Origin of the sequence: Pseudomonas sp., from assembly GCF_049301935.1 — a bacterium.
Classification (GTDB): Bacteria; Pseudomonadota; Gammaproteobacteria; order Pseudomonadales; family Pseudomonadaceae; genus Aquipseudomonas.
Window position 1 is genome coordinate 69,905 of the sequence record NZ_JBAQLP010000030.1, and the last position, 23,974, is coordinate 93,878.

The 23,974-nt window shown below is 62.9% G+C and carries 19 protein-coding genes; 10 read left to right on the forward strand and 9 right to left on the reverse strand.

Annotated features, from left to right (window positions below; genetic code table 11):
- Positions 1-19 precede the first annotated feature (19 nt).
- Genes WA145_RS03885 through WA145_RS03895 form a run of 3 tightly spaced genes read left to right on the forward strand, consistent with a single transcriptional unit; the run spans position 20 to position 2,645 of the window.
- Positions 20-1,348 carry an MFS transporter gene (locus WA145_RS03885; RefSeq protein ID WP_422580298.1) on the forward strand — a complete coding sequence of 443 codons (1,329 nt, stop codon included), beginning with the start codon at positions 20-22 and terminating at the stop codon, positions 1,346-1,348.
- Positions 1,348-2,037: a TIGR04283 family arsenosugar biosynthesis glycosyltransferase gene (locus WA145_RS03890; protein WP_422580299.1), complete on the forward strand. Its 690-nt coding sequence runs from the start codon at positions 1,348-1,350 to the stop codon at positions 2,035-2,037. The genes WA145_RS03885 and WA145_RS03890 overlap by 1 nt, the downstream gene beginning before the upstream one ends.
- Positions 2,034-2,645, forward strand: coding sequence for a TIGR04282 family arsenosugar biosynthesis glycosyltransferase (locus WA145_RS03895; protein ID WP_422580300.1), 612 nt, complete (start codon positions 2,034-2,036; stop codon positions 2,643-2,645). Before WA145_RS03890 ends, WA145_RS03895 begins: the two co-directional genes overlap by 4 nt.
- On the opposite strand, the gene WA145_RS03900 is transcribed toward WA145_RS03895, so the two are convergent.
- The 4 genes from WA145_RS03900 to flgA form a co-directional block, all read right to left on the reverse strand.
- On the reverse strand, positions 2,642-3,391 hold the full coding sequence (locus WA145_RS03900) for a flagellar brake protein (protein WP_422580301.1): 750 nt from the start codon (positions 3,389-3,391) through the stop codon (positions 2,642-2,644). The genes WA145_RS03895 and WA145_RS03900 overlap by 4 nt on opposite strands.
- An 81-nt stretch (positions 3,392-3,472) precedes the next feature.
- A complete protein-coding gene (locus WA145_RS03905; protein WP_422580302.1) occupies positions 3,473-3,940 on the reverse strand; it encodes a flagella synthesis protein FlgN in 468 nt (155 codons plus the stop codon).
- Between the two features lie 85 nt (positions 3,941-4,025).
- Entirely contained in the window at positions 4,026-4,370 is a 345-nt protein-coding gene (gene flgM, locus WA145_RS03910; RefSeq protein ID WP_422580303.1) for a flagellar biosynthesis anti-sigma factor FlgM, read from the reverse strand.
- A 151-nt stretch (positions 4,371-4,521) separates the two neighbouring features.
- The gene (gene flgA, locus WA145_RS03915) at positions 4,522-5,280 is read right to left on the reverse strand and encodes a flagellar basal body P-ring formation chaperone FlgA (RefSeq protein WP_422580304.1); all 759 of its coding nucleotides are present in this window, start codon (positions 5,278-5,280) and stop codon (positions 4,522-4,524) included.
- A gap of 73 nt (positions 5,281-5,353) precedes the next feature.
- Between flgA and WA145_RS03920 the strand changes: the two genes are divergently transcribed.
- Positions 5,354-6,286 carry a chemotaxis protein CheV gene (locus WA145_RS03920; RefSeq protein ID WP_422580305.1) on the forward strand — a complete coding sequence of 311 codons (933 nt, stop codon included), beginning with the start codon at positions 5,354-5,356 and terminating at the stop codon, positions 6,284-6,286.
- Positions 6,287-6,329: 43 nt separating this feature from the next.
- On the forward strand, positions 6,330-7,157 hold the full coding sequence (gene cheR, locus WA145_RS03925) for a protein-glutamate O-methyltransferase CheR (protein ID WP_422580338.1): 828 nt from the start codon (positions 6,330-6,332) through the stop codon (positions 7,155-7,157).
- A 72-nt stretch (positions 7,158-7,229) separates the two neighbouring features.
- Here the strand turns inward: cheR and WA145_RS03930 are convergent, their stop codons facing one another.
- Complete coding sequence (locus WA145_RS03930) at positions 7,230-10,313, reverse strand: transglycosylase domain-containing protein (protein WP_422580339.1); 3,084 nt, start codon at positions 10,311-10,313, stop codon at positions 7,230-7,232.
- Between the two features lie 301 nt (positions 10,314-10,614).
- On the opposite strand from WA145_RS03930, the gene WA145_RS03935 reads away from it, so the two are divergent.
- Positions 10,615-11,301: a class I SAM-dependent methyltransferase gene (locus WA145_RS03935; protein ID WP_422580306.1), complete on the forward strand. Its 687-nt coding sequence runs from the start codon at positions 10,615-10,617 to the stop codon at positions 11,299-11,301.
- Between the two features lie 31 nt (positions 11,302-11,332).
- On the opposite strand, the gene WA145_RS03940 is transcribed toward WA145_RS03935, so the two are convergent.
- The 4 genes from WA145_RS03940 to WA145_RS03955 form a co-directional block, all read right to left on the reverse strand.
- The gene (locus WA145_RS03940) at positions 11,333-12,073 is read right to left on the reverse strand and encodes a glutathione S-transferase family protein (protein WP_422580307.1); all 741 of its coding nucleotides are present in this window, start codon (positions 12,071-12,073) and stop codon (positions 11,333-11,335) included.
- A 316-nt stretch (positions 12,074-12,389) separates the two neighbouring features.
- Positions 12,390-15,536, reverse strand: a complete 3,147-nt coding sequence (locus WA145_RS03945; protein WP_422580308.1) for an efflux RND transporter permease subunit — start codon at positions 15,534-15,536, stop codon at positions 12,390-12,392.
- A 1-nt stretch (position 15,537) separates the two neighbouring features.
- The gene (locus WA145_RS03950; protein WP_422580309.1) at positions 15,538-16,620 is read right to left on the reverse strand and encodes an efflux RND transporter periplasmic adaptor subunit; all 1,083 of its coding nucleotides are present in this window, start codon (positions 16,618-16,620) and stop codon (positions 15,538-15,540) included.
- A gap of 5 nt (positions 16,621-16,625) precedes the next feature.
- Positions 16,626-17,282, reverse strand: a complete 657-nt coding sequence (locus WA145_RS03955; RefSeq protein WP_422580310.1) for a TetR/AcrR family transcriptional regulator — start codon at positions 17,280-17,282, stop codon at positions 16,626-16,628.
- 330 nt (positions 17,283-17,612) lie between these two features.
- On the opposite strand from WA145_RS03955, the gene WA145_RS03960 reads away from it, so the two are divergent.
- From WA145_RS03960 to WA145_RS03975, 4 genes are all read left to right on the forward strand, one after another.
- On the forward strand, positions 17,613-17,942 hold the full coding sequence (locus WA145_RS03960) for a hypothetical protein (RefSeq protein WP_422580311.1): 330 nt from the start codon (positions 17,613-17,615) through the stop codon (positions 17,940-17,942).
- Positions 17,943-18,039: 97 nt separating this feature from the next.
- Positions 18,040-19,290 (forward strand): TolC family protein, encoded by a 1,251-nt coding sequence (locus WA145_RS03965; protein WP_422580312.1) that lies wholly within the window; start codon positions 18,040-18,042, stop codon positions 19,288-19,290.
- Positions 19,287-20,810, forward strand: coding sequence for an efflux RND transporter periplasmic adaptor subunit (locus WA145_RS03970; RefSeq protein WP_422580313.1), 1,524 nt, complete (start codon positions 19,287-19,289; stop codon positions 20,808-20,810). The genes WA145_RS03965 and WA145_RS03970 overlap by 4 nt, the downstream gene beginning before the upstream one ends.
- Complete coding sequence (locus WA145_RS03975; protein WP_422580314.1) at positions 20,807-23,938, forward strand: efflux RND transporter permease subunit; 3,132 nt, start codon at positions 20,807-20,809, stop codon at positions 23,936-23,938. The genes WA145_RS03970 and WA145_RS03975 overlap by 4 nt, the downstream gene beginning before the upstream one ends.
- Positions 23,939-23,974 lie beyond the last annotated feature (36 nt).

Sequence of the window (23,974 nt, forward strand, 5' to 3'; positions counted from 1 at the left end):
TGGAGCCATGTGCCACCTCATGTCTGTGATCCTCAAGTCATTCCGTTCGCTGTATTTCGCCACCCTGTTGATGCTGTTGGGCTCGGGTTTGTTGAGTACTTACCTGGCGTTGCGGCTGGCGGAAACGGCCGATGGCTTGTGGGTTGGCGCGCTGATGGCAGCCAACTACCTGGGGCTGGTACTGGGCGGCAAGATTGGCCATCGCTTGATTGCCCGGGTCGGGCATATTCGCGCCTATGTCGCCTGCGCTGGCGTGGTCACGGCGGCGGTGCTTGGGCATGGCTTAAGCGATTGGCTGCCCAGTTGGCTGCTGCTGCGCATGCTGGTCGGCCTGGGCATGATGTGTCAGTACATGGTGATCGAAAGCTGGCTCAATGAGCAGGCCGAGACCAGCCAGCGTGGCCAGGTGTTTGCCGGCTATATGGGGGCTTCCTACCTCGGCTTGATCCTCGGTCAGCTGGTGCTGGTGGTGCACCCAGCGCTCGGTCTTGAGCTGTTGATGCTGGTGGCGCTGTGTTTTGCCCTGTGCCTGGTGCCGGTGGCCTTGACCCGCAAGCTGCACCCCGCACCTTTGCACCCGGCGCCGCTGGAAATGCGCTTTTTTATCGAGCGTGTGCCGTTGTCGCTGACCACCATTGTCGTGTCAGGGCTGCTGATCGGTTCGTTCTACGGCCTGGCGCCGCTGTATGGCATGCGCATGGGCTTGTCCACCGAGCAGATCGGTCTGTTTATGGGCTGCTGCATCATCGCCGGCCTGGTGGTGCAGTGGCCATTGGGTTGGCTGTCCGATCGATATGATCGCGTGCAGTTGATTCGTGGTTGCGCCGCTTTGCTGGCGCTGGCTGCGCTGCCCCTGGCGATTCTGCCGCAGGCCAGTTTGCCGCTGTTGTTTGCCGGCGGCTTTGCGGTGTGTGTCTTGCAATTCAGTCTCTACCCGCTGGCGGTGGCGCTGGCCAATGACCATGTCGAAGCCGAGCGGCGGGTATCACTGACGGCCATGCTGCTGGTGACCTTCGGTGTTGGCGCCAGTATCGGGCCGCTGCTGGCGGGCGTGCTGATGCGCTTTCTCGGTGCCAACATGCTGTATGCCTTTGTCTGCGGCTGCGCCTTGATTCTGGTGCTGCGTATCCGCCCGGAGCGCGTCACCCATCTGCATCAGGTCGACGATGCGCCGCTGCACCACATTCCCATGCCGGACAGCACCACCAGCTCGCCGCTGACGGCGGCACTCGACCCGCGTGTCGATGAACAGGTGGTGCACGAGCAGATGCACGATAACAGCACGCTGCAGGAACCGAGCGCCGAACCTGCAGCTGAGTCACCCGTTCAGCCAGAGGTGCGCGGGTGATGCCGCTGCTTAGCGTGGTGATCCCGGTGCGCAATGAGGCCCAGGCGCTGCCGGGCTTGCTGGATGATCTGGCAGAGCTGCGCGCTAGCGGTGCCGAGTTGATCCTGGTCGATGGTGGCAGCCGCGATGGCACCTGCGAGCTGGCGCTGGGGCGGGTTGATCAGTTGCTGAGAACGGCCCCTGGCCGCGCACTGCAGATGAATACCGGCGCAGTGGCGGCCCGCGGTGCATACCTGTGGTTTGTGCACGCCGATACGCGGATCAGTGCCGAGGCCCTCAGAAGTCTGCAGGAGGCGTTGAGCGAACGGCCACTGTGGGGGCGTTTCGATGTGCGACTGTCCGGGCCGGGACTGGCGTTTTGGGTGATCGGTGCGATGATCAGCCTGCGTTCGCGCCTTAGTGGTATTGCCTCGGGTGATCAGGGTATTTTTGTTGCTCGCCAGCATTTCGAGGCCTTGGGTGGTTACGCGCCGATTCCGTTAATGGAGGATGTACAGCTGTGCCGTCGGCTTAAGGCGCTGGCTCGGCCATGTTGTCTGCGTCCGCCTTTATCGACCTCCAGTCGGCGCTGGGAGCAACATGGAATCTGGCGTACTGTGGTGTTGATGTGGTGTTTGCGGTTGGCCTACTACTGTGGCGTCAGCCCGGAAAAACTGGCGCATCAGTATCGTCGAGGGTCGCTGCTATGAAACTGTCGATCTCATTGCATATGCTCGCGCGTGCCCCAGTGGCCGGGCGGGTGAAGACTCGCCTGATCCCGGCGTTGGGGGCTCAGGGTGCTTGTGATTTGCAGCAGCTGCTGCTGGAGCGTGCACTGCAGTTACCGGCTCATGGTTTTAGCGAGCGCTTTCTGTGGCTGGACGATTTGCCCGCTACTGATTTGCAGCAGATGGCGCAACGCCTTGGCTGGACACTGGTCGAACAACCGGCGGGCGATCTGGGTGAGCGCATGCGCCGTATTGCCACCCTGGGGCTGGCGGAAAGCGATGCGGTGATTCTGATCGGCAATGACTGCCCCGCGCTTGATGGCGGTTACCTGGAAGCAGCTTGCGGCGCGCTGCAAGAACAGTCCGTAGTGATCGGCCCTGCAGAAGATGGTGGTTACGTGCTGCTGGGCCTGCGTAGCATGGCTGCCAGCTTGTTCAGCGACATGCCGTGGGGTACTGAGCGCGTCTTCGATCTGACGCTGCAGCGCTTGCAGCAGCTGGACTGGCGTCCGGTGCTGCTGCCTGCGTTATGGGATGTGGATCGGCCTGAGGATCTGTCGCGCCTGGCGGCGTTAAATATCCTGATCTAGAACAGCCCGTCGCTTTCAAAGCGGCGCGCTTCACGTTGTAATTGATAGACGAAGCGTTCGACCAGGCGCTGTTCCTGGCCGCTGATGCGGTGAAAGCGTGCACCAATAAAGGTGGTGTCGACCTTCTCCTCGTACTGCACATGCCGCATCTCAATGGCGGTGGTCATGGCGCCGAAAGGAAAGCGCGCGGTGAAACTTTCGTATACCTGGCCGGCTTGCAGGCTACCGCTGATATTGCCGGGAAAGCGCAGTTTGCAGCCGGTTGCGGAGATATCCAGCAAGTGTCCAGCGTGGACCGTACGTAGTTTGTCACCAGCCAGCTCGATCTTGATCAGTTCGGTCTGTTTGAGTGGTGCGCGAAAGGCGCTGCGCCGTTGGTGGTAGGTCACCTCAAGCGGCATCGGGCTGAAGTAGCAGCGTGCACCTTCATGCTCGGCGATGCGCACGCTCTGCTGGCATTGCCAGGCCACGCGCACGCCTTCGTGGAAGGCCTCGACATTGAATGCTTCACCACTGGTCAGGTAGCGTTCGCCGTCGCTGGGCATCAGTTCATCGAGGATCAGCAAATTTTTCTCGCGATCAACCTCGATCACGTAACTCTGGAAACGTTGGTTCCGTTCGTGAAAGGTGATGATCAGTGGGTCATGGTGTTGTTGCAGTTGGCGCAGGTTGGCAACTATTTCCACCGGTGCCTTGAGCACCTTGGGTGGCTGCGGGCCATCTTCCTGGCTAAAAGGACTGGACACGGTCCATAACTCTCCGAGCAAATGCTATGGCACTAGCATACTGGCGATATGACAGTATGTCCCCTGTGCCTTTTATAGGTTTCAGGCCTGGCTGAGCGGGCGCTGCTGGCTGATTCTAGCGGCACTGCCACGGCTGTCATAGAGGCTGGGCGTCTCGTTGCCACGCAGAATGCCGAGCATACTGTTGGCTGAGGCCTGGCTGGAGCGAATCAGTCGGCCATTGCGCAGGTTGGCCGCTTGGCAGCGTTCGAGCAGGGCGTTGAGCTGATCACCGCGCTCCAGCAGCCGTTCGCCCTGGCTGGACTGTGCGGCAAGCGCTTGCAAACCAATGCGGTCGGGGCTGAGGTTGAGGCTGGCGAGCAGTTGACTGCGCTGCTTGCCGTGCTGGTCGAGCAGGCTAAGCAGCGGCAGCTTGTCAGCCAGAATACTCTGCAGGCGGGGGAGGTCGCGGTCGCTGAGGGCTTGGAATTCGGAGTCGATCAACTCAAGCAACTGCTCGGCGGTGCCGATATCGTGGGTGAACAGTTCAAGCAGGCTGGTGTCGTGCATTGCGGGCTCTTCGGGGTAATAGGCACTTCAGCGCGTGGCATGCAGTGCCTATTGGGCGGCCAATTACCCCAGCGTAGCCCGGTGACTAGCGCTGGGATTCGAAATTAAGCAGTTTGCTGGCGACGCGCTGGCTGTCGACTTGGTAGCTGCCGTCATCGATCGCCTGCTTGAGCTGGGCGACGCGTTCTTTATTGACGGTCGGCTGATCGCGCAGCTTTTCGCTGACTTTTTGTAATTGCTGGGCCTCACGGCTCAGCTGTACCGATTCGCCGCTCTTGCTGGCTTGTTGCGCCTGCTCGACGGGGCTGGGTGCGTTGCCAGGTTGCTTCGCGCCGATGGCTTCGTTCTGGCCGCCTGCCTGTGCACTACCGGTTCGCCCCGAATTGGCTGGCGATGCGGCATTGTTGAGCCGGTTGATATCAATGACCATGATGCAAAACCTCGAGCTGTTTGGACGCTTGCCTAGTTTGTCGGCATCACCCTGAAAAACTTTAGGGCAAAAATGTGCGTCAGTAGCAGTCTAAACACAGTGCGAATAATCGTCAGCTCCTGCGTGCACAAAGTTAAAACAAGAATCATGCCTACATGGCTACTTCTACCTGTCCAGGCCCAACTACACGGGCCCTGATCACCCGGTTTGAACGTTGATTGCGCACACTGATTTGCTTGCCAATTGTGCCATCTGACAAGGCTTCGCCCGGCATCCGCACACTGATACCGCCGCTGCGGGCGCTGATCACTACTTGATCACCTTTGCGTATGGCTTCAGCCATTTGCACATGAATCGGCGCAAGCACCTGGTCTGGCAGCAGTGGGCGCGTCAATTTTTTGCCGATTGCCTGCTTGAGGGTCGTGAGATAGCCCTGGTTGAGTAGGCCCACATCTCGCTCGGCTAACAGCACATCCATATCCGTCAGCAGATTGTCGCGCTTGAGCGGGCGACTGGCGATCACCACTTCACGGTACAGGCGCACTTGTCCAGGCACGAACACTGTCCAGGGTGCAGCGCCGTCACAGCGTACGCGCAGGGTCACGCGGCCAATAGGCTCGGCAGGGCTTTCCAGGGTAGTGGTCAAAGGTTGTGGGCACAGCGGCAGGCGCAGGCGTGGGTCGAGCCGATTGATTTGAACCTCATGACGGCCGGCGATGTTGCTACGCTGTAGGTAATTGCTTACCGCATGCTCAAGAAAAGCTTCGCCAGCGCCGATAAGCTGCTCAGGCCGTGTGGCGTCCGCTGTTGCCAAGGCGCTATAGCCGAGTGCCAGCAAAGCGGGTACAACTGCCAGCCAGTAGCGGCACTTTGCCAGTGAGTGTCGGTTAGTTGTCGTTTCAGTGTTCATATGGGTTGGATAGCAAGGCGCGTGCCGCCTGCTACGCTGACAGCAATCTGTTATTCAAATAAGGAGTTTGGGTATGGCCGGTGTGATGGATTCGGTTAACCAGAGAACTCAGTTGGTTGGGCAGAATCGTTTGGAATTGCTGCTGTTTCGTTTGAACAGCAACCAGCTTTACGGCATCAACGTATTCAAGGTTAAAGAAGTGCTGCAGTGCCCCAAACTCACCGTCATGCCCAAATCCAGTCGGGTCGTTCGCGGTGTGGCCAATATCCGTGGCGGCACCATCCCGATTCTCGATTTGGCCATGGCAACGGGCAATGCACCGCTGGAAAATATCGAGAACAGTTTTGTGATCATTACCGAGTACAACACCAAGGTGCAGGGATTTCTGGTGCACTCGGTCGAGCGTATCGTCAACATGAACTGGGAGTCGATTCATCCGCCACCCAAGGGCACGGGGCGTGATCACTATCTGACAGCGGTGACTCAACTGGATGACAAGATGGTTGAAATCATCGATGTCGAAAAAGTCCTGGCTGAGGTGGCGCCGACATCGGAAGTGATCTCCGCAGGCGTCTTGGACTCCCGCACCCAGGCCCGTGCGGTAAGCAAACGCGTACTGACCTGTGATGATTCCTCAGTGGCGCGCAAGCAGGTAACCCGTTGCCTGGAGACTGTTGGCGTGGAGGTGGTGGCGCTGAACGACGGGCGTCAGGCGCTGGATTATCTGAAGGCGATGGTTGAAGAAGGCAAAAATCCTGCAGAAGAATTTTTGATGCTGATTTCCGACATCGAAATGCCGGAAATGGATGGCTATACGCTGACGGCGGAGATTCGTGCCGATCCGCGCATGCAAAAGCTGCATATCATCTTGCATACTTCGCTTTCTGGCGTGTTCAACCAGGCTATGGTGAAGAAAGTGGGGGCAGATGATTTTCTCGCCAAGTTTCGCCCGGATGACCTGGCTGCGCGGGTAGCTGAACGCATCAATATTGCGGCAGGGGACTGAGGGGCAACCCTCAGTGAAAGGTATGTTTGTCGAGGCCTCGCGAGTGTCTACAGGTAATTTGGATTTCGAACAGTTCCGGACTTTCCTGGAAAAAGCTTGCGGCATCCTGCTTGGCACCAACAAGCAGTATTTAGTTTCCAGTCGGCTTAACAAGTTGATGGAGCAGAACAGCATCAAGACCCTGGGTGAGCTGGTGCAGCGCATGCAGACGCAGCCACGCAGCGGTTTGCGCGAGCAGGTGGTCGATGCCATGACCACCAACGAAACCCTGTGGTTTCGTGATACCTATCCGTTTGAAGTGCTGAAGAACCGCGTACTGCCGGAAATGATCAAAGCCAGCCCCGGTCAGCGCCTGCGTATCTGGTCGGCGGCCTGTTCCTCGGGTCAGGAGCCTTATTCGCTGTCGATGACCATCGACGAGTTCGAGAAGACCAATATCGGTCAGCTCAAGGGTGGCTTGCAGATCGTGGCCACCGACCTTTCGCCGACCATGTTGGCCAACTGCAAGTCCGGTGAGTACGACAGCCTGGCGATGGGTCGTGGCCTTTCTCAAGAGCGGCTGCAGCGTTATTTCGACCCCAAAGGGCCGGGGCGCTGGGTGATCAAGTCCGCCATCCGCAACCGCATCGAGTTTCGTCCACTGAACCTATTGGACAGTTACGCCAGCCTCGGCAAGTTCGACGTGGTGTTCTGCCGCAACGTGCTGATCTACTTCTCGGCCGAGGTGAAGAAGGACATCCTCACGCGCATTCATGCCATGTTAAAACCTGGCGGTTATCTGTTTCTCGGGGCTTCTGAAGCGCTCAACGGCCTGCCTAACCACTACCAGATGGTGCAGTGCAGCCCTGGGATCATCTACAAAGCGAAGTAATAGTCGCAGGGTTGAAAAAAACGGGAGGCCATCGGCCTCCCGTTTTTATTGTCGGCAGCTTTGATTCTGACCCTACAAGGTGCTGGCCTGGGCTGCGGGTATGGGCGGCAGGCACTGGCTGTAGGTATCCGGCTCAAGGTAGGGTTGCAGAATTGGCGCCATGCCTTTGAGTACCTGCACCGGCAGCGCGGAGGTGAAGCGGAAGCTTTCTGCGGCGCGGCCGGGGACGAAGGCGGTGAGGGTGCCGTAGTGGCGCGGGCCGAGGTAGAAGACAAAGGTTGCGGTGCGGTTCATCGCCCGCGAGCTGAGCACCCGGCCGCCCGCGCCGACGGTTTCGATGCGGTTATCACCAGTGCCCGTTTTGCCGCCAACCTTGAGCGGTTGGCCATCGGCCTGGGTAAAGCTGCCGAGTAGGCGCCGCGCGGTGCCGGCTTCCACCACATCGGCGAGGGCGCTGCGCAGTGCGGCCGCGACCTCCGAGGCCATGACGCGCTTGCCCTCGGTATGGTCGCGTACCACCAGGGTGTCGTAGGGCGTATCGGCGGCAAAATGCAGGCTGTCGATGCGTGCGGTGGGTTGCCGAATACCATCGTTCTGGATAATTCCGACCAGTTCGGCCAGCGCCGCCGGGCGGTCGCCGGAGCTGCCGATGGCGGTGGCCAGCGACGGCACCAGATGGGCAAAGGGGTAGCCGAGGTTTTGCCAGCGCCGGTGAATATCGAGGAAGGCTTCGACCTCCAGCATGATGCGGATGCGGCTGTCGCGCGCGCTCTTGTGCCGGCTGCGGAACAGCCAGCCGTAAACTTCCTGGCGTTCGTCCTGGCTGGCGGCCACCGCGTTGCTGAAGCTGGCTTGCGGTTGTTCGATCAGATAACCCAACAGCCACAGTTCAAGCGGGTGGACGCGGGCGATATAGCCCTGGTCCGGCAGGCTGTAGGCGCCGGGGCCGTAGGTTTTATACAGCTCGGCGATGCGTTTATCGCTGAGTTTTTCCTGTGGCAGGTACTTGCGCAAAAAGGCGGCGAAGCTGGTTTCGTCGGCCTGCGGCATCAGGTAGCGGTGCACGGCGGCGAGGCGTACCGGGCTGTGGCGCAGGCCATTGAGAAAGGTATCGAGGCGTTGTTGTTCAGGTTGATCCTGGTATTTACGCCAGAAGCGCAGCAGGAAGGTGGTGCCTTCGCGGTCAGCGAAGTCTTGCAGATAGGCCTGGCGGCGCGGGTCTTTGTCGTCCTTGAGCAGTTCGGCGCTGTTGTTCGGGCCCTGATAGGTGCTGTAGCGCACCAGGTCACGCATCAGGCGAATAAACGGCAGGTTGAGCGACTCGCGCAGGGCTTCGCGCATGCTGGCGATGCGCTGGTTATCCTCACGGCGGAAGTTGGCGAAGGTGTGAATGCCGCCGCCGGTAAAGAAGCGCTCGCCTGGGCTGGCTGAGTATTTGCGCTCCAGCGCGGCATCCAGCATGGCCGGCAGGCTGGCGTTGGGGGTGCTTTGCAAATAAGCGATGGCCCAGCGCGTGATGTTGTCTTCGGCGTTGACCGCGCGCAATTCGCTGGCGCTCTGCCCCGCGTGGCGCTGGTGCAGTTCGGCAATGATTTCCAGGTAGGTGGCCAGCACCCTGAGCTTGGCGGTGGAGCCCAGCTCCAGCTTGCTGCCTTCGTTGATGTCGAACGGCTGGTCGGTGCTGTCGGTCTGCACGCGCACCACGCTGCCGTTACTGGTGCGTTCGAACAGGGTGAAGCTGTAACGCACGTCTGCGGTTTTTTCCGGGGACAGCAAGCGCTCGCCAAACAGGCCGATCTGCCCGGCAAATTCCGGGTCGGCCAATTGCTGCAGGTAGTGGCTGGCGGCTTGCTGTAACTGGTTGTTCAGCGTGCTGGTGGCGCTTAGGTCGAGGCGATCCAGGTCATACAGCGGCATGTTGAGCATGGCGGACAGTCGCGCCCGCGAAACGCTGATGCCCTTGTTGCTGTCCACCGGTTGCAGGTTGGGCTCCAGGGCCCAGTCGCGGTAGCTGAGCGTCTGCTGCAGGGCCGCATCGCGCAGCGCCGCGTCAATCAGGCCGCCGCCCGCGAGCAGGCGGATATGGCTGTCAGTCAGCTCGGCCAGGTCATTACGGCCCTGAGCCAGGTAATAGGACGGGCGGCGCTGGGCAATCATCAGCGCCAGCACCTGACGCAGGGCCAGTCCGCGTTCGGCCAGGCTGGCATCCGGCGAGCGAGTGGGGTCGAGCAGCAGATTGACCCGGGCAAAGTCCGCACCGAACCAGATGCGCAAGCCATCGGCCAGACCATGCACCTCACCATGCCCTGGGGCGGCAGAGAGCGGCACGCTATTGAGGTAGTCACGCACGATATTTTCCCGCGCGGCCAGTGTCTGCGGGCCGCTCTGGTAAGCGCGCACACTGGCGGAAAACATCTGCCGCAGTTTCTCCGTGGCCGACGAGGTCAGGCCGTCCGGGGAGTGGCGATATTTCTCCAGCTGGGTGGCCAGGGTGCTGCCGCCCGCCGATTGATCCTGCATATCCAACAGCTTGCCGACCTGGGAGATGGCCGCCATGACAAAGCGCGGCCAGTCCACCGCGGGGTTGGCCAGCGGCTGCTCGGCGTCGAGCAGCTTGCGGTTCTCGATAAACAGCAAGCTGCCGGCTACCAATGGCGGGATAGCCTTGAAGCTTGGGTAGCGTTGCTGCGGATAGCGGAACTCGTAGAAGGGCGTACCGCTACAGTCACTGATGCGCAGGCCGCTCTGGATTTTCTCCGGGTAGGGCACAAACAGGCCGCGCTGGGCATAGTCGAGCAGGGCGGGGGAGAACTGCGCCTGTTGCTGCACGATAAAACTGCGCTGGCTAAGGCGTTCCAGCATCAAGGGCAGGTAGGTATAGCCCTGGCGCTTATCGAAGGGGCCTTCCTTGGGGTAGATGATCGATGGGCTGGGCCCCGGCTTGACCCGGTAACTGAGGGTTTGTGCGTAGCGGCTGAGTTCCTGGGCCTGAAAGCGCGAGGTCCGCGCTTCCTCAACAAGCAGTAGGCCCGCGACGATGCACAGCAGCAACACCAACAGCCAGAAAGTGACCTTCAGTTTACGGGTGCGTTTGCGCGGGCTGGGTTGCTCGCCGGCCGGCAGGGTGGTGATGTCGAGTTGCCAAGGTGCGCCCATATTCATTTAGCCTGATGTACTCATCCATAGGTTTGACAGGTTGCTGAATAACATCAGCGGGCTTGAACACTGAGTTTCTCTCAGCCGGCCACTGTTTGCAGTTTAGCCGCTGGGACATGGGGCCGGCAGGGATAGGCTTGGCAGACAGAGAATTTTTCGCAGATTTTTATGCGTTGGCGCGTGGATTAACTGATCAGCGGCAATATGGATGCGTGCTAACTGGCGCAGGATTGCCCCTGGCGCTGTGTGCATCCACAGATTGCTAGAATTGTGCCGTGACGCAACAGGCGACGAGTGAGCTATGCAGCGCGACCATCGGGAGCAACTTAACCTCAGCTGGCAGGCCAATGCCGACGCCTGGACCGCGGCCGTGCGCGAGCAACGCATCGAGAGTCGCCGGCTGGTGACCGATGCGGCGATCATCCAGGCGATTCTCGCCCTGGCGCCCAAGCGCGTGCTGGATCTGGGCTGTGGCGAGGGCTGGTTGTGCCGTGGGCTGCTCGAGTATGGCATTGAGGCTATCGGTGTGGATGCGTCCGCCCCGCTGATCGCCATGGCGCAACAGGCGGCCGGCGGCGCGTCGCAGTATCGGGTATGCGGCTATGCCGAGCTGGAAAGCCAGGCTGCGCAGCTGGGGCGTTTCGATACGCTGGTGGGTAATTTCGCCCTGCTGGAAGAGCCGCTGGCGCCCACCCTGGATGCTCTGCATGGCTTGCTGGCAGAAGATGGCCGGCTGCTGATCCAGACTCTGCATCCTTGGCGTGCCTGCAATAACGCGGGTTATCGCGACGGTTGGCGGGTGGAAACCTTTGCCGGCTTCGGCGAGGGCTTTGCCCAGCCGATGCCCTGGTTCTTTCGCACGCTGGAGTCCTGGCTGGGGCTGTTCAGCGAAACCGGCTGGCGCCTGCAATGGCTGCAGGAACCGTTGCACCCGGAGAGCGAACAGCCGGTGTCGCTTCTGATGTTGCTAAGTTCCGAGCGCAACTGAATTCGGCAGCCCAGCACAGGGCCCAAACGACTTAGGCGCGGCGCTGACGGTCTTCGGCATAGCGGCGCAGTACCCATTGGCCGGCCGGGTGGGCGTGCAGCTCATCGAGGAAGGCCTGGGTTTTCTCATCATGCCCGGCGATGTGCTCCCACGGCGTGCCCGCCGGGGTGAACAACGGAGCGAACAGGGCGGCGGCGCTGATGTCGGCCAGGCTCAGTTGCTCACCGACCAGATAGCGTGATGGATCGCCGTGAATGCGCGACTCGATCAGCGCCAGGCCTTCGAGCAATTCGGCCTGGGACTTCGCCACCCGCGGCGGGGTCACGCCATACAGGCGCTGCACACCGTTGATCAGCACCGGCTTCATCAGGTCGCGCAAGCCCAGCAGTGGGCGGTAGACCTTGAGCATGGCGTGCATCACCGAGTCCCACTGCTTGATCTGGCCATAGAGCCAGCGGCGTACGTGTACACCGAGGCGGTCGAACTGTTCTTCCAGCTCCAGTACCTCGGCGCGTTGTGCGGCGTCGGTCGGCAGCAGTGGGCGCTCTGGATAGCGCTGTTCCAGGTACAGGGCGATCTGCGTGGAATCGCCGATTACGCGCTCACCATCCTTGAGGATCGGCAGGGTGACGATGCCCGCCATACGCTTGCTCTTCAGCCGATGCAGGCCGGGGAACAGATTGTCTACCTGAAAATCGAGGCCCTTGTGATCCAGGTGCCAGCGGGTTTTTTCGCAGTAGTGGGAAATTGGGAACTGATAAAGCGTACGCATAGTGGACCCTCAGCAATGATCTGCCGAGTGTACGGGCTGGCGGCCTGACTACCCAGTCGCAACCGGCAGTCCAGGCTTTCGTTGGGGGAGAATGCAATGCTGACCCGGGGCGGTACAACTAAGAATCTGCTTACGATCCTGCGAGCTAGAGTCCTGCAAGGCAAAAACAGGCGAGGAAGCGGAGTGCACTGTTGTACATGAGCATTACTCGCTTCACTCGCCCTTCGGGCCGCGCTAAAGCGCGTTAGCCACAAGTGGCTTGCCGAGCCTGTTTTTAACGCAGCAGGGCCGACGCGCAGCTGATCGTAAGTAGATTCTATGGCGTGCGTTGCAACTCGACCTTTCTGCTGGCACTGGCCAGCAGGTGTTCCGGCAGGTCAAGCAGGTCGTCGTCGAAGGTCTCCAGCGGCGGTGGGCGACGCTCGAAGCGCGCGCCCAGTACCAGCAGGCAAGGCGTCAATAACAGGGTCAGCACCGTGGCGAAGCTCAGGCCGCCGGCAATCGCACTGGACAGCTGGGTCCACCACTGGGTCGACGGCGCGCCAACGCCCAGGCTGGGGGTGAGCAGGTCGACGTTGACCCCGATCACCATCGGTACCAGGCCCAGCACCGTGGTTACGGCGGTCAGCAGTACCGGGCGCAGGCGCAGGCTGCCGGTTTCCAGCGCCGCTTCGCGCGGTTCCAAACCCTGGCGACGCAGTTGGTTGTAGGTGTCGATCAGGATGATGTTGTTGTTCACCACGATGCCGGCCAGGGCGATCAGGCCCATGCCGACCATGACGATGCCGAACGACTGGTCGTTGATCAGCAGGCCCATCAGTACCCCGGCGGTGGACAGGACGATGGCGGAGAGCACCAGCAGCGATTGATAGATGCTGTTGAACTGGGTCACCAGGATGATAAACATCAGGAAGATCGCCACCGCAAAGGCGCTGCCGAGGAAGGTCGCGGCTTCACGCTGGTCGGCATCCTCGCCGGCGAACTTCACCTGCACATCGCTGGACACCTCGCCCATGGCCTCACGCAGGGCTTGCAGCCGTTCGTCCAGGCGTGCGCCTTCGGCCAGGTCGGCCTGCAGGGTGATGGTGCGGTTGCCGTCGACCCGGCGCAGGGTGCCGACCTTCGGCGCCTGTTGCAGCGAGACGAAGTTGCTCAGGGGAATCTGCCCGGCCGGGGTGTTCAGGGTCAGCCGGCCGAGCTGGTCGAGGGAGCGCCAGTTGGCCGGCAGGCGCACGCGGATATCCACCTCGTCAGTGGCGTCTTCGGGGCGGTAGGTGGCCAGTTTCAGGCCGTTGGTGACCATCTGCACGGCATTGCCCACGCTCAGCACGTCCGCGCCGAAGCGTGCCGCCGCCTCGCGGTCGACCTTGATCCGCCATTCGATACCCGGCAGGGCGCGGTCATCCTCGATATCCTTGAAGCCGCCCAGGCGCTGCATATGGGCGCGCACCTGCTCGACCGACTGTTCGGCCTTGGCCGGGCTCAGTGAGCTGATCTGCAATTTCACCGGCTTGCCGCTGCTCGGGCCATCCTCCTGTTCGCGGAACTCCAGGACGATGCCCGGGATATCCGCAGTACGCGTGCGCATGTCCGCAAGAATCTTGCCGGCCGAACGCCGCTCGTGCCATTCGACGAACTGGAACTGCAGGGTGCCGATCACATCCGCACCGAGCTGGCCGTCCGGCTGCGCCAGGGAGCGGGCATACAGTGCCTTGACCTCGCTCATGCCGAGCAGGCGGTTTTCCACCTGCTGCAGCAGGGCGTCCTTCTCCTGCACCGACAAATCGCCACGGGCGCGCAGCCAGATTTGCGCGCTCTCCGGTTCGACTTCGGGGAAGAACTCCACGCCATGGTTAAAGCGGCCATAGGCGGTGTAGATCAGCGCGATCAGCGCGAGCAGGCCCAGCAGGGTCAGTCCTGGGCGCTTCAGCAGCGTGCTCAGCAGGCGGCGATAAGCGACGGCGCCACGGCCAGGCTGGGCCGACTGCGGCAGTGGCTGGCCACCGGTGACTGCACCCAGTACTGGCAGAAACACCAGGGCCATGGCCAGCGAGGCGAGCAGGCAGACGATCACCGTGGCCGGCAGGTATTTCATAAACTGGCCGACCACCCCTGGCCAGAACAGCAGCGGCAGAAACACCACCAGGGTGGTGGCGGTGGAGGCGATGACCGGCCAGGCCATCCGCGTGGCCGCATTGGCCCAGGCCTGGCGCGGCGTTTGCCCCTGGTGCAGGTAACGGTCGGCCAGCTCAGACACCACAATGGCACCATCCACCAGCATGCCGGCCACCAGAATCAGGCTGAACAGCACGACGATATTGAGGGTGAAGCCGAGCAGCCAGATCAGCAGAATGCCGGTCAGAAAGGCCCCCGGAATGGTCAGTCCGACTAATAGCGCCGAGCGCAGGCCCATGCTCGCCACCACCAGAATCAGCACCAGCACGATGGCGGTCATGACGTTGTTGAGCAGGTCGCCAAGCATGCTCTTGACCTCCTGCGACTGATCCATGATGTAGCTGACTTCCAGCCCTTCGGGCAGCAGCGGCTGGGCCTTGAGCAGCAGCGCCTTGACCTGCTCAATGGTGTCGATGATGTTGGCGCCGCTGCGCTTGGCCACTTCCAGCACGATGGCCGGCTGGCCGTTGATCCGCGCGTAGCCGGTGGGATCCTTGAAGGTGCGGTGAATGGTGGCGACATCGCCGAAGGTCACCACGCTGCCCGCCACCACCTTGATCGGCAAGCTCAGCACGTCTTCGAGGTCTTCGATCACCCCGGGCACTTTCATGCTCATGCGCCCGGCGCCGGTGTCCAGGCTGCCGGCGGCGACCAGGCGGTTGTTGCGGCTGACCAGGTTGAACAGCTCGTTGTAATCGATGCCGTAGCTGTCGAGCACCTGCGGGTCGACAACGATTTCCAGCAGGTCTTCGCGATCGCCGCCGATTTCCACCGAGAGCACCTCGGCGATGCCTTCGACGTTCTCTTTCAGGCGGCGGGCGATATACACCAGCTCGGTTTCGGCAATCGGCCCGGACAGGCCAATCGACAGCACCGGAAACAGCGCCACGTTGACTTCATTGACCGTGGGTTCCTCGGCCTCTTCCGGCAGTTTGCTGCGCGCGGTATCGACCTTCTCGCGCACATCGGCCAGGGCCAGCTTGGCATTGAAGCCGGCATCGAATTCCAGGGTTACCGAGGCATGGCCCTCGCTGGCCATGGAGCGCATTTCCTTGACCCCTTCGAGGCTGCGCAGCTCCTGCTCCAGGGGCCTTACCAGCAGGCGCTCGGCGTCCTCCGGGCTGATGCCTTCGAGGGTCACCGAAACATAAATGATCGGGATGCTGACATCCGGGTTGGCTTCCTTGGGGATGGCGACATACGCCGCCAGGCCGCCGAGCATCAGAAACAGCAGCAACAACAGGCTGGTGCGGCTGCGATCCAGCGCCGCAGCGATCAGGCCATGCATATCAGCTCCCCCCTTTGGCCAGCTGGCTGATCACCTGCTGGCCCGGCTCGACAAAGCCCTGGCCGAGAGTGATCAAGGCCACCCGGTTGGGCAGGCCGCTGACCCAGGCGCCCTGGTTGTCGACGCTGATCAGCTGTACCGGGGTGAACTCCACCTGTTGCTGCTCGTTGACCCACTTGACGCCATGCCGGCCGGCTTTATCCAGGCTCAGCAGGGCGGGTGACAGGCGATGGGCCAGGGCTTCGCCGGTCTGTACATGCAGGGTCGCGCTGGCACCGGCCAGACGCAGGGCCTGCGGGTTGGCAACCTTGACCTCGATACGGAAGCTGCGTGAGCCGGGATCGGCGGCGGCGGCGATAAAGTGCAGCTCGCCCTGTAGCTCGCGGCCGTCGAGTAGTTCAACCTTAACCGGCTGACCCAGCTTGAGCTGGGTGACTTCCTGCTGGGCGATCTGCGCGCTGACCTTGAGCTGGCTGATGTCCACCAGGGTCAGCAGACTCTGCCCGGGCTGGACGAAATCGCCCAGCTCGACCATGCGCTGGTCATACACCCCGGCAAAGGGCGCGTTGATCTGCGTGTTGCCCAGCTGGATGCGCGCCAGGTCGAGTTCGGCGCGGGCCTTGGCCAGTTCGCTCTGCAGGCGAATCAGCTCGTTGCTGGAGACCAGGTTGCGTTCACGCAGGCGTTCGGCCGCGCTGGCATCGGCGGCGCGCTGGCGTACATCGGCCTCACCCTTGGCCACCTGGGCCGGGCGGTTGTCCGTGGACAGGCTGAGTAGCAGCTGACCTTGCTTGACCGGCTTGCCTTTGTCCTGATCCAGGCGCGTCACCGTGGCGCTGAGCTGCGCGCGCAATTCGACCCGGCGCCAGGCTTCGATCTGCCCCTGCACCACATGCTGGCGCTGCATCGGGCGGGCTTCCAGCCACTGCACTTCGACCTTGGTCAGGCCCGGTTTTTCCGCCGGCGCATCGGCCGTGGCGGTTGCCTGAGCCTTGAACAGCGAGCCGCTGATTAGCCAGAGCGCGAGCAGCAGACTGATGGCGATGGCGATCAACCAGGGACGTTTGGACAACTGACTGAACATGGTGGCTACTCGTGGCGAATGGGTTGAGCAAGCAGTTCGGCGGCCTGGGTACGCAGGCCGGCAATGATGAAATCGGTGACGCGGGCGAAATAGTCATCCAGGGCAATCGGTTCGGCCCAGTGGGCAAAGCCACCGGAGGCGATGCGCGCCATTACCCCGTTGACGCAGGCTTCGACGCCCCACAGCAGGTTCTGGCAGTCGCTTTGCTCGAGGGCTTGGGTGCCCAGGGTCTCGTTGAGCATCTCGGCGAAGAAACGCTGATAGTCGCGCTCCAAGTCGAGGAACTGCTGGCGCGAGTGGGCATCCAGGCGTTCCTGGAATTCCGGCCGGTCACAGTGCAGGCACAGCTGCGCCTGGATCGGATTGCTCAGCATCTGCTCGAAGGCGCGCAGGATCACCTGGCGCATGGCCTGCTGTGGTGCATTGGCGGCATGCAGGGCGCGCAGTTCGGTCAGGTCGGCGCGGGAGCGATCCAGCACCAGGCGCGCATACAGTGCCTCCTTACTGGGGAAGTGCTTGTACACTGTGCCCTTGCCGATAGCGGCGGCAATCGCCACCTCGGCAATGGTTACCCGGTCCCAGGGCTGTTCACTGAACAGCTGGCGCGCGGCGGCGAGGATGGCGTGCTCGCGCTGCCCGAAGAGTTGATCCTGTAGGCGCATGGTGATTCGATTTCAGATGTGTGACCGCTGGTCATGCTATGACTCTTGGTCATGATGGGCAAGCGGGTAGATGTAACAATGCTTGGCACCGTGTTTTTCAGGGGGCATGTCCCTACGCGACCTGGCTCTGGTAGCCCGGATGCAATCCGGCAGCGGTTTAAAGGCTGTTAGCGCTGCCCGCGGATTTTATCCGGGCTACGACAGCGACACCACGTAAGCCGTGAACGAACGGGCGCAGCCAAGGCGCGTTGCGCTAACCACGGTATTTCCAACCCTGGAACTGATTTCCAGCAATTGTTATCCGCCAGGCAGGGAGCTAGACTGCCAGCCATGAACGCCTTCCCTCGCCTGTGTCTGCTGCTGTTGCTGGCCCTGGTTCTGCCCTTGCAGAGCCTGGCGAGTGTGCTGCCGACCGGCGAACCCTGCCCCATGAGCCAGGACGCGCCGCAGGCGAGCGACTGCTGCGACGAGGCGGCGATGCAAGTCAGCGGTCAGCTGTGCCCGGATATGAGCAAATGCCCCAGCGCCGGCCTGCCCTTGGCCGATGGCTACGGCTTGAAACTCAAGCTGTTGCCGGCTGCCAGCAACGCCCCGTTGTATAGCCAAGCCGAACCCCTGTCCCGCCCCTCCCTTGCCCCCTGGCGCCCCCCCCGCGGCTGATTCCCGTCCCGTTGCAAACCCCGTCGTGCGGCCCCCGGCTGCGCGGTGGCCGTTGCGCGTCCCGCTGGGGTGCGCGATATCGACAGGAATTATCGCCATGTGCCATTTTCTCTCCATCTGCGCACGCCTCGCGGCCGCTGTATTGGGCGCGCTTGCGCTGAGCCTGCCAGCGGCGGCGCTGACCCTCGAGGAAGCGCTGCGCCAGGCCGAACGCGAAGCCCCCTCGCTGCTGGCCCAAGCCGCCGAGGTCGAGGCCGCGCGCAGCTTGGCCATACCCGCCGGCGAACTGCCCGACCCCAAGTTGCTGCTGGGTGTGCAGAACTTCCCTATCGGCGGGCCGGATCGCGGCAGCCTCGACGACGACTTTATGACCATGCAGATGATCGGCGTGATGCAGGAGGTGCCCAACCGCGCCAAGCGTCGCGCCCGCGTCGCAGTGGCTGAGGCCGGCGTCGAACGCGCGGCCGCGCAGCAGCAGGTCGAGCGCCTGCGGGTACGCCGGCAAACCGCGTTGGCCTGGATTGCCGCCCGCGCCGTCGAGCAGAAGCTGAGCCTGTTCAAAGACCTCTACGGCGAAAACGAGCTGCTGGCCAAAGCGGTGCGCGCCAGCATTGCCGGTGGGCGCGGCCAGGCGGCCGACAGCGTCGGGCCAAAACTGGAAGCGGCGTTGCTCGCCGAGCAGGAAGACCAGCTGCTGCAGCAACTCAGCCAGCAGCGGGCGGCGTTGCGCCGTTGGGTCGGCGCCAAAGCCGATGAGCCCCTGTCCGGTCGCCTGCCGAACTGGCCGGTGGATGCCGAACACTATCGGCAGAGTCTGCAACGTCATCCCGAGCTGGCGCTGTTCGAGCCCATGACGAATGAGGCGCAAGCCCAAGTGCGTCAGGCCGTGGCGGACAAGCAAGCCGACTGGAGTTGGGAGCTGGCCTATCAGAAACGCGGCCCGGTCTTCGGCGACATGCTCTCGTTGCAATTGAGCTTCGATCTGCCGCTGTTCCCGGGCTCGCGGCAGAACCCCAGGATCGCCGCCAAGCAGGCCACGCTCAGCCAGTTGTACGCCGAACGTCAGGCGGCCGAGCGCGAGCAGGCGCAGCAGTTGGCTGACGACCTGGCCGAGTACCAGCGATTCGACCGCGCGCTACGCCGCAGTGAGGACAGCCTGCTGCCGCTGGCCGAGGAAAAGGTCGCGCTGACCCTGGCTGGCTATCGAGCTGGCGCGAATGAATTGACCAGCGTGATCGCTGCCCGCCGCGAACGGGTCGAGGCGCGCCTGAAACACATCGACTTCGCCCAAGCGCGGGCGCAGAGCAGCGCCCGCCTGCATTTCGCTTATGAAGAGGTGAGCCAATGAGTGCTCGACTGGTAAAAAGTACGTTGTTGGCCACGCTGGTATTGGCGATAGGCGCAGCCGGTGGTTACTGGTTTGCCCAGCAGTCGGCCAGTGCCGTGCATAACCCGGCCAGCGCCCAGGCGGGAGCCGCTGCGGCAGATGAGCGCAAGGTGCTGTATTGGTACGACCCCATGCTGCCGCAGCACAAGTTCGACCAGCCGGGCAAGTCGCCCTTTATGGACATGCAATTGGTGCCGCGCTATGCCGACGAGGGCGGCGACAGCGCCGCCGTCAGCATCGACGCGAGCATTACCCAGAACCTCGGCATGCGCCTGGTCCCGGTGACCCGTGGGGCGTTGGCCAACAGCCTGGAAGCGGTCGGCAATCTGACCTTCAATAGCCGTGATATCGCCGTGGTGCAGGCGCGTACGGGCGGCTTCGTCGAGCGGGTCTACGCCCGCGCGCCCGAGGATCTGCTCGAAGCCGGCGCGCCCCTGGCCGACCTGTTGGTACCCGCGTGGGTCAGTGCCCAGGAGGACTATCTGGCCCTGCGTGACGCTGGCGACTCCGCCCTGCTGGCGGCCGCGCGTCAACGCCTGCGTCTGGCCGGCATGCCAGCAGCATTGGTCAGCCAGTTTGAGCGCAGCGGCAAAGTACAGGCGCTGTGGACGGTGACCAGCCCGATTGCCGGCGTGCTGCAACAGCTCGATGTACGCGAGGGCATGACCCTGATGGCGGGTGACACCCTGGCCACCATCAATGGCTTGCGCAGTGTCTGGCTCGATGTGGCGGTGCCCGAGGCCGAAGCCCAGGGCCTGGATCCAGGCCAGGTGGTCGAGGCGCGCTTGCCGGCGTTCCCCGGCGAGGTACTGCAGGGCAGCATCGACGCCATCCTGCCCCAGGCCAATCTGGACAGCCGCACCCTGCGCGTACGGGTCGTGCTGGACAATCCCGATGGCCGCCTGCGGCCAGGGCTGACTGCCCAGGTACGGCTGGCTCGCCCGGCCGAGGCCGATGTGTTGTTGCTGCCGAGCGAGGCGGTGATCCGCAGTGGCCGCCGCGCCCTGGTGATGCTCGCCGAGGGCGAGGGGCGTTTCCGCCCGGTAGAAGTGCGCCTGGGCCAGGAAGCCGCGGGCAACACGCAGATACTCGAAGGCCTGGAGGAGGGCCAGCAGGTGGTCGCTTCCGGACAGTTCCTGCTCGATTCCGAGGCCAGCCTGCGCGGCATTATGGCTCAGGAACTGGGCGCGCCGGCGGCCGAGGTCAAGCTGCAACCGGCCCTGCATGAGGCCGAGGGACAGATCGACGGCATCGAAGCCGATGGGGTGATGCTTACCCACGGCCCGTTCAAGACCCTGGGCATGCCGGGCATGAGCATGCTCTTTCCGGTCGCCGATGAGGCGCTGCTGGAGGGTTTCAAAGCCGGCGACCGGGTGCGGGTCGGGGTGCGCGCCGACGATGACGGCATGCAAATCGAACGTATCGAGCATCTGGCGCCGGCGCCACATGGCGAGCATTCCGATCAGGAGGCGCAGCCATGATCGCCGCGTTAATTCGCTGGTCGGTGGCCAACCGCTTTCTGGTGCTGCTGGCGACGCTGTTCGCCACCGCCTGGGGTATCTGGTCGCTGCAAAATACGCCTATCGATGCGCTGCCGGACCTGTCCGATGTGCAGGTGATTATCCGCACGCCCTATGCGGGCCAGGCGCCGCAAATCGTCGAAAATCAGGTGACCTATCCGCTGGCCACCACCATGCTCTCGGTGCCGGGAGCGAAGACCGTGCGTGGTTACTCGTTCTTCGGCGACAGCTTCGTCTATGTCTTGTTCGAGGACGACACCGATCTCTACTGGGCGCGTTCGCGGGTATTGGAATACCTCAGCCAGATCCAGAGCCGCCTGCCGGCCAGCGCCAAACCGTCATTGGGGCCGGACGCCACCGGGGTCGGCTGGATCTACCAGTACGCCCTGGTCGATCGCAGCGGCAAGCATGACCTGGCGCAGCTGCGCGCGTTGCAGGACTGGTTCCTCAAGTTCGAGCTGAAGACCCTGGCCAACGTCGCCGAGGTGGCAACCATCGGCGGCATGGTCAAGCAGTACCAGGTGCAACTCGATCCGATAAAACTGGCCAGCCTGGGTATCACCCAGGCTGAGGTGACGGACGCCATCGGCCGCGCCAACCAGGAAACCGGCGGCGCGGTGCTGGAGCTGGCGGAAAGCGAATTTATGGTGCGCGCCTCGGGTTATCTGCAGACCCTCAACGACTTTCGCGCCATCCCGCTACGCCTGGACGCCGGAGGCGTGCCGGTGACTCTCGGCGAGGTGGCGCATATCCAGCTCGGCCCGGAGATGCGCCGCGGCATCGCCGAACTGGACGGCGAGGGCGAGGTGGTTGGCGGTGTGGTGATCCTGCGCAGCGGCAAGAACGCGCGCAGCACCATCGATGCGGTCAAGGCCAAGCTTGAGCAACTCAAGGCCAGCCTGCCCGAGGGGGTGGAAATCGTCACCACCTATGACCGCAGCCGCTTGATCGACCGCGCGGTGCGCAACCTCGGCGAAAAGCTGGTGGAGGAATTTATCGTCGTTGCGCTGGTCTGCGCGGCCTTTCTCTGGCACCTGCGCTCGTCCTTAGTGGCGATTGTTTCTTTACCGGTCGGGGTATTGATCGCCTTCGCCGTGATGCAGCAGCAGGGCATCAACGCCAATATCATGTCCCTCGGCGGCATCGCCATCGCCATTGGCGCCATGGTCGACGCCGCGGTGGTGATGATCGAGAACGCGCACAAGAAGATCGAGGCCTGGCGCGAAGCGCACCCCGGCGAGGAGCTCAAGGGCGAGCATCACTGGCACGTGATTACCGATGCGGCGGTGGAAGTCGGTCCGGCGCTGTTCTTCTGTCTGCTGATCATCACCCTGTCGTTTATTCCGGTGTTTACCCTGCAAGCCCAGGAAGGCCGGCTGTTCGGCCCGCTGGCGTTCACCAAGACCTATGCCATGGCTGCGGCGGCGGGGCTGTCGGTGACCCTGGTGCCGGTGCTGATGGGTTACTGGATTCGCGGGCGGATTCCCGATGAGGCGCGCAACCCATTGAACCGTGGGTTGATCAGGATCTACCAGCCGGCATTGGATGCGGTATTGGCGTGGCCAAAAACCACCCTGGCGGTTGCCCTGCTGATCTCGCTCAGCACCCTATGGCCGCTGTCGCAGCTGGGCGGCGAGTTCCTGCCGCCGCTGGACGAGGGCGACCTGCTGTATATGCCCTCGGCCTTGCCCGGCCTGTCCGCGCAGAAGGCCGCGCAGTTGCTGCAACAGACCGACCGGATGATCAAGACCGTGCCGGAAGTCGCCCATGTGTTCGGCAAGGCCGGCCGCGCCGAGACCGCCACCGACCCGGCGCCGCTGGAGATGTTCGAGACCACCATCCAGTTCAAGCCGCGCGAGCAATGGCGCGCCGGCATGACCGCGGAAAAACTGGTGGAGGAACTGGACCGGGTGGTGCAGGTGCCGGGGTTGACCAATATCTGGATTCCGCCGATCCGCAACCGCATCGACATGCTCGCCACCGGGATCAAAAGCCCGATCGGGGTCAAGGTCGCCGGCAGCGACCTGGCACAAATCGATGCGACCACCCAGGCCATCGAAAAGGTCGCCAAAGACGTGCCCGGGGTGAGTTCTGCCCTGGCCGAGCGCTTGACCGGCGGGCGCTATATCGATGTTGATATCGACCGCGCGGCGGCCGCGCGTTATGGCCTGAATATCGCCGACGTGCAGGCGATAGTCGCCAGCGCCATCGGCGGCGAGAATGTCGGCGAAACCATCGAGGGGCTGGCGCGTTTTCCCATCAGCGTGCGTTACCCGCGTGAATGGCGCGACTCGCTGAGCGGCCTCGAACAGCTGCCGATCTACACCCCGGCTGGTAGCCAGATCACCCTGGGCACGGTGGCGCGGATCAAGGTCAGCGACGGCCCGCCGATGCTCAAGAGCGAGAATGCACGGCCCTCGGGCTGGGTCTATGTGGATGTGCGCGGCCGCGACCTGGCCTCGGTGGTGGCCGATCTGCGCGCCGCCATCGAGGCGCAGGTCACCCTGCAACCGGGCATCAGCCTGAGCTATTCGGGGCAGTTCGAGTTTCTCGAACGGGCCAACGCGCGGCTCAAGCTGGTGGTGCCGGCCACCCTGCTGATCATCTTCGTCTTGCTCTACCTGTGCTTCGCCCGCTTCGGCGAGGCGCTGCTGATCATGGCCACGCTGCCGTTCGCCCTGACCGGCGGAGTCTGGTTCCTCTACCTGCTCGGCTATCACCTGTCGGTGGCCACCGGGGTCGGCTTTATCGCCCTGGCCGGGGTAGCGGCGGAGTTCGGCGTGATCATGCTGCTCTACCTGAAGAACGCCTGGGCCGAACGCGAGGCAGCCGGCGAGCGCAGCGAGCAGGCGCTGCTTGCGGCGATCCGCGAAGGCGCGGTGCAGCGGGTACGGCCCAAGGCCATGACCGTGGCGGTGATCATCGCCGGCCTACTGCCGATCCTGCTGGGCGGCGGCACCGGCAGCGAAGTGATGAGCCGCATCGCCGCGCCCATGGTCGGCGGCATGCTCAGCGCGCCGCTGCTGTCCTTGCTGGTGCTGCCGGCGGCTTATCAGTTGCTGCGGATGCGCGAGTTGCGTAACGGCTAGAGTGCGCCGTGCGCACCGATGCCTCGTGCGAACGTC

Coding starts and splice junctions, on each gene's coding strand:
- WA145_RS03885 (WP_422580298.1), top strand. CDS start 20: ATGTCTGTGATCCTCAAGTCATTCCGTTCGCTGTATTTCGCCACCCTG.
- WA145_RS03890 (WP_422580299.1), top strand. CDS start 1,348: ATGCCGCTGCTTAGCGTGGTGATCCCGGTGCGCAATGAGGCCCAGGCG.
- WA145_RS03895 (WP_422580300.1), top strand. CDS start 2,034: ATGAAACTGTCGATCTCATTGCATATGCTCGCGCGTGCCCCAGTGGCC.
- WA145_RS03905 (WP_422580302.1), bottom strand. CDS start 3,940: ATGCACGACACCAGCCTGCTTGAACTGTTCACCCACGATATCGGCACC.
- flgM (WP_422580303.1), bottom strand. CDS start 4,370: ATGGTCATTGATATCAACCGGCTCAACAATGCCGCATCGCCAGCCAAT.
- flgA (WP_422580304.1), bottom strand. CDS start 5,280: ATGAACACTGAAACGACAACTAACCGACACTCACTGGCAAAGTGCCGC.
- WA145_RS03920 (WP_422580305.1), top strand. CDS start 5,354: ATGGCCGGTGTGATGGATTCGGTTAACCAGAGAACTCAGTTGGTTGGG.
- WA145_RS03930 (WP_422580339.1), bottom strand. CDS start 10,313: ATGGGCGCACCTTGGCAACTCGACATCACCACCCTGCCGGCCGGCGAG.
- WA145_RS03935 (WP_422580306.1), top strand. CDS start 10,615: ATGCAGCGCGACCATCGGGAGCAACTTAACCTCAGCTGGCAGGCCAAT.
- WA145_RS03940 (WP_422580307.1), bottom strand. CDS start 12,073: ATGCGTACGCTTTATCAGTTCCCAATTTCCCACTACTGCGAAAAAACC.
- WA145_RS03945 (WP_422580308.1), bottom strand. CDS start 15,536: ATGCATGGCCTGATCGCTGCGGCGCTGGATCGCAGCCGCACCAGCCTG.
- WA145_RS03950 (WP_422580309.1), bottom strand. CDS start 16,620: ATGTTCAGTCAGTTGTCCAAACGTCCCTGGTTGATCGCCATCGCCATC.
- WA145_RS03955 (WP_422580310.1), bottom strand. CDS start 17,282: ATGCGCCTACAGGATCAACTCTTCGGGCAGCGCGAGCACGCCATCCTC.
- WA145_RS03960 (WP_422580311.1), top strand. CDS start 17,613: ATGAACGCCTTCCCTCGCCTGTGTCTGCTGCTGTTGCTGGCCCTGGTT.
- WA145_RS03965 (WP_422580312.1), top strand. CDS start 18,040: ATGTGCCATTTTCTCTCCATCTGCGCACGCCTCGCGGCCGCTGTATTG.
- WA145_RS03970 (WP_422580313.1), top strand. CDS start 19,287: ATGAGTGCTCGACTGGTAAAAAGTACGTTGTTGGCCACGCTGGTATTG.
- WA145_RS03975 (WP_422580314.1), top strand. CDS start 20,807: ATGATCGCCGCGTTAATTCGCTGGTCGGTGGCCAACCGCTTTCTGGTG.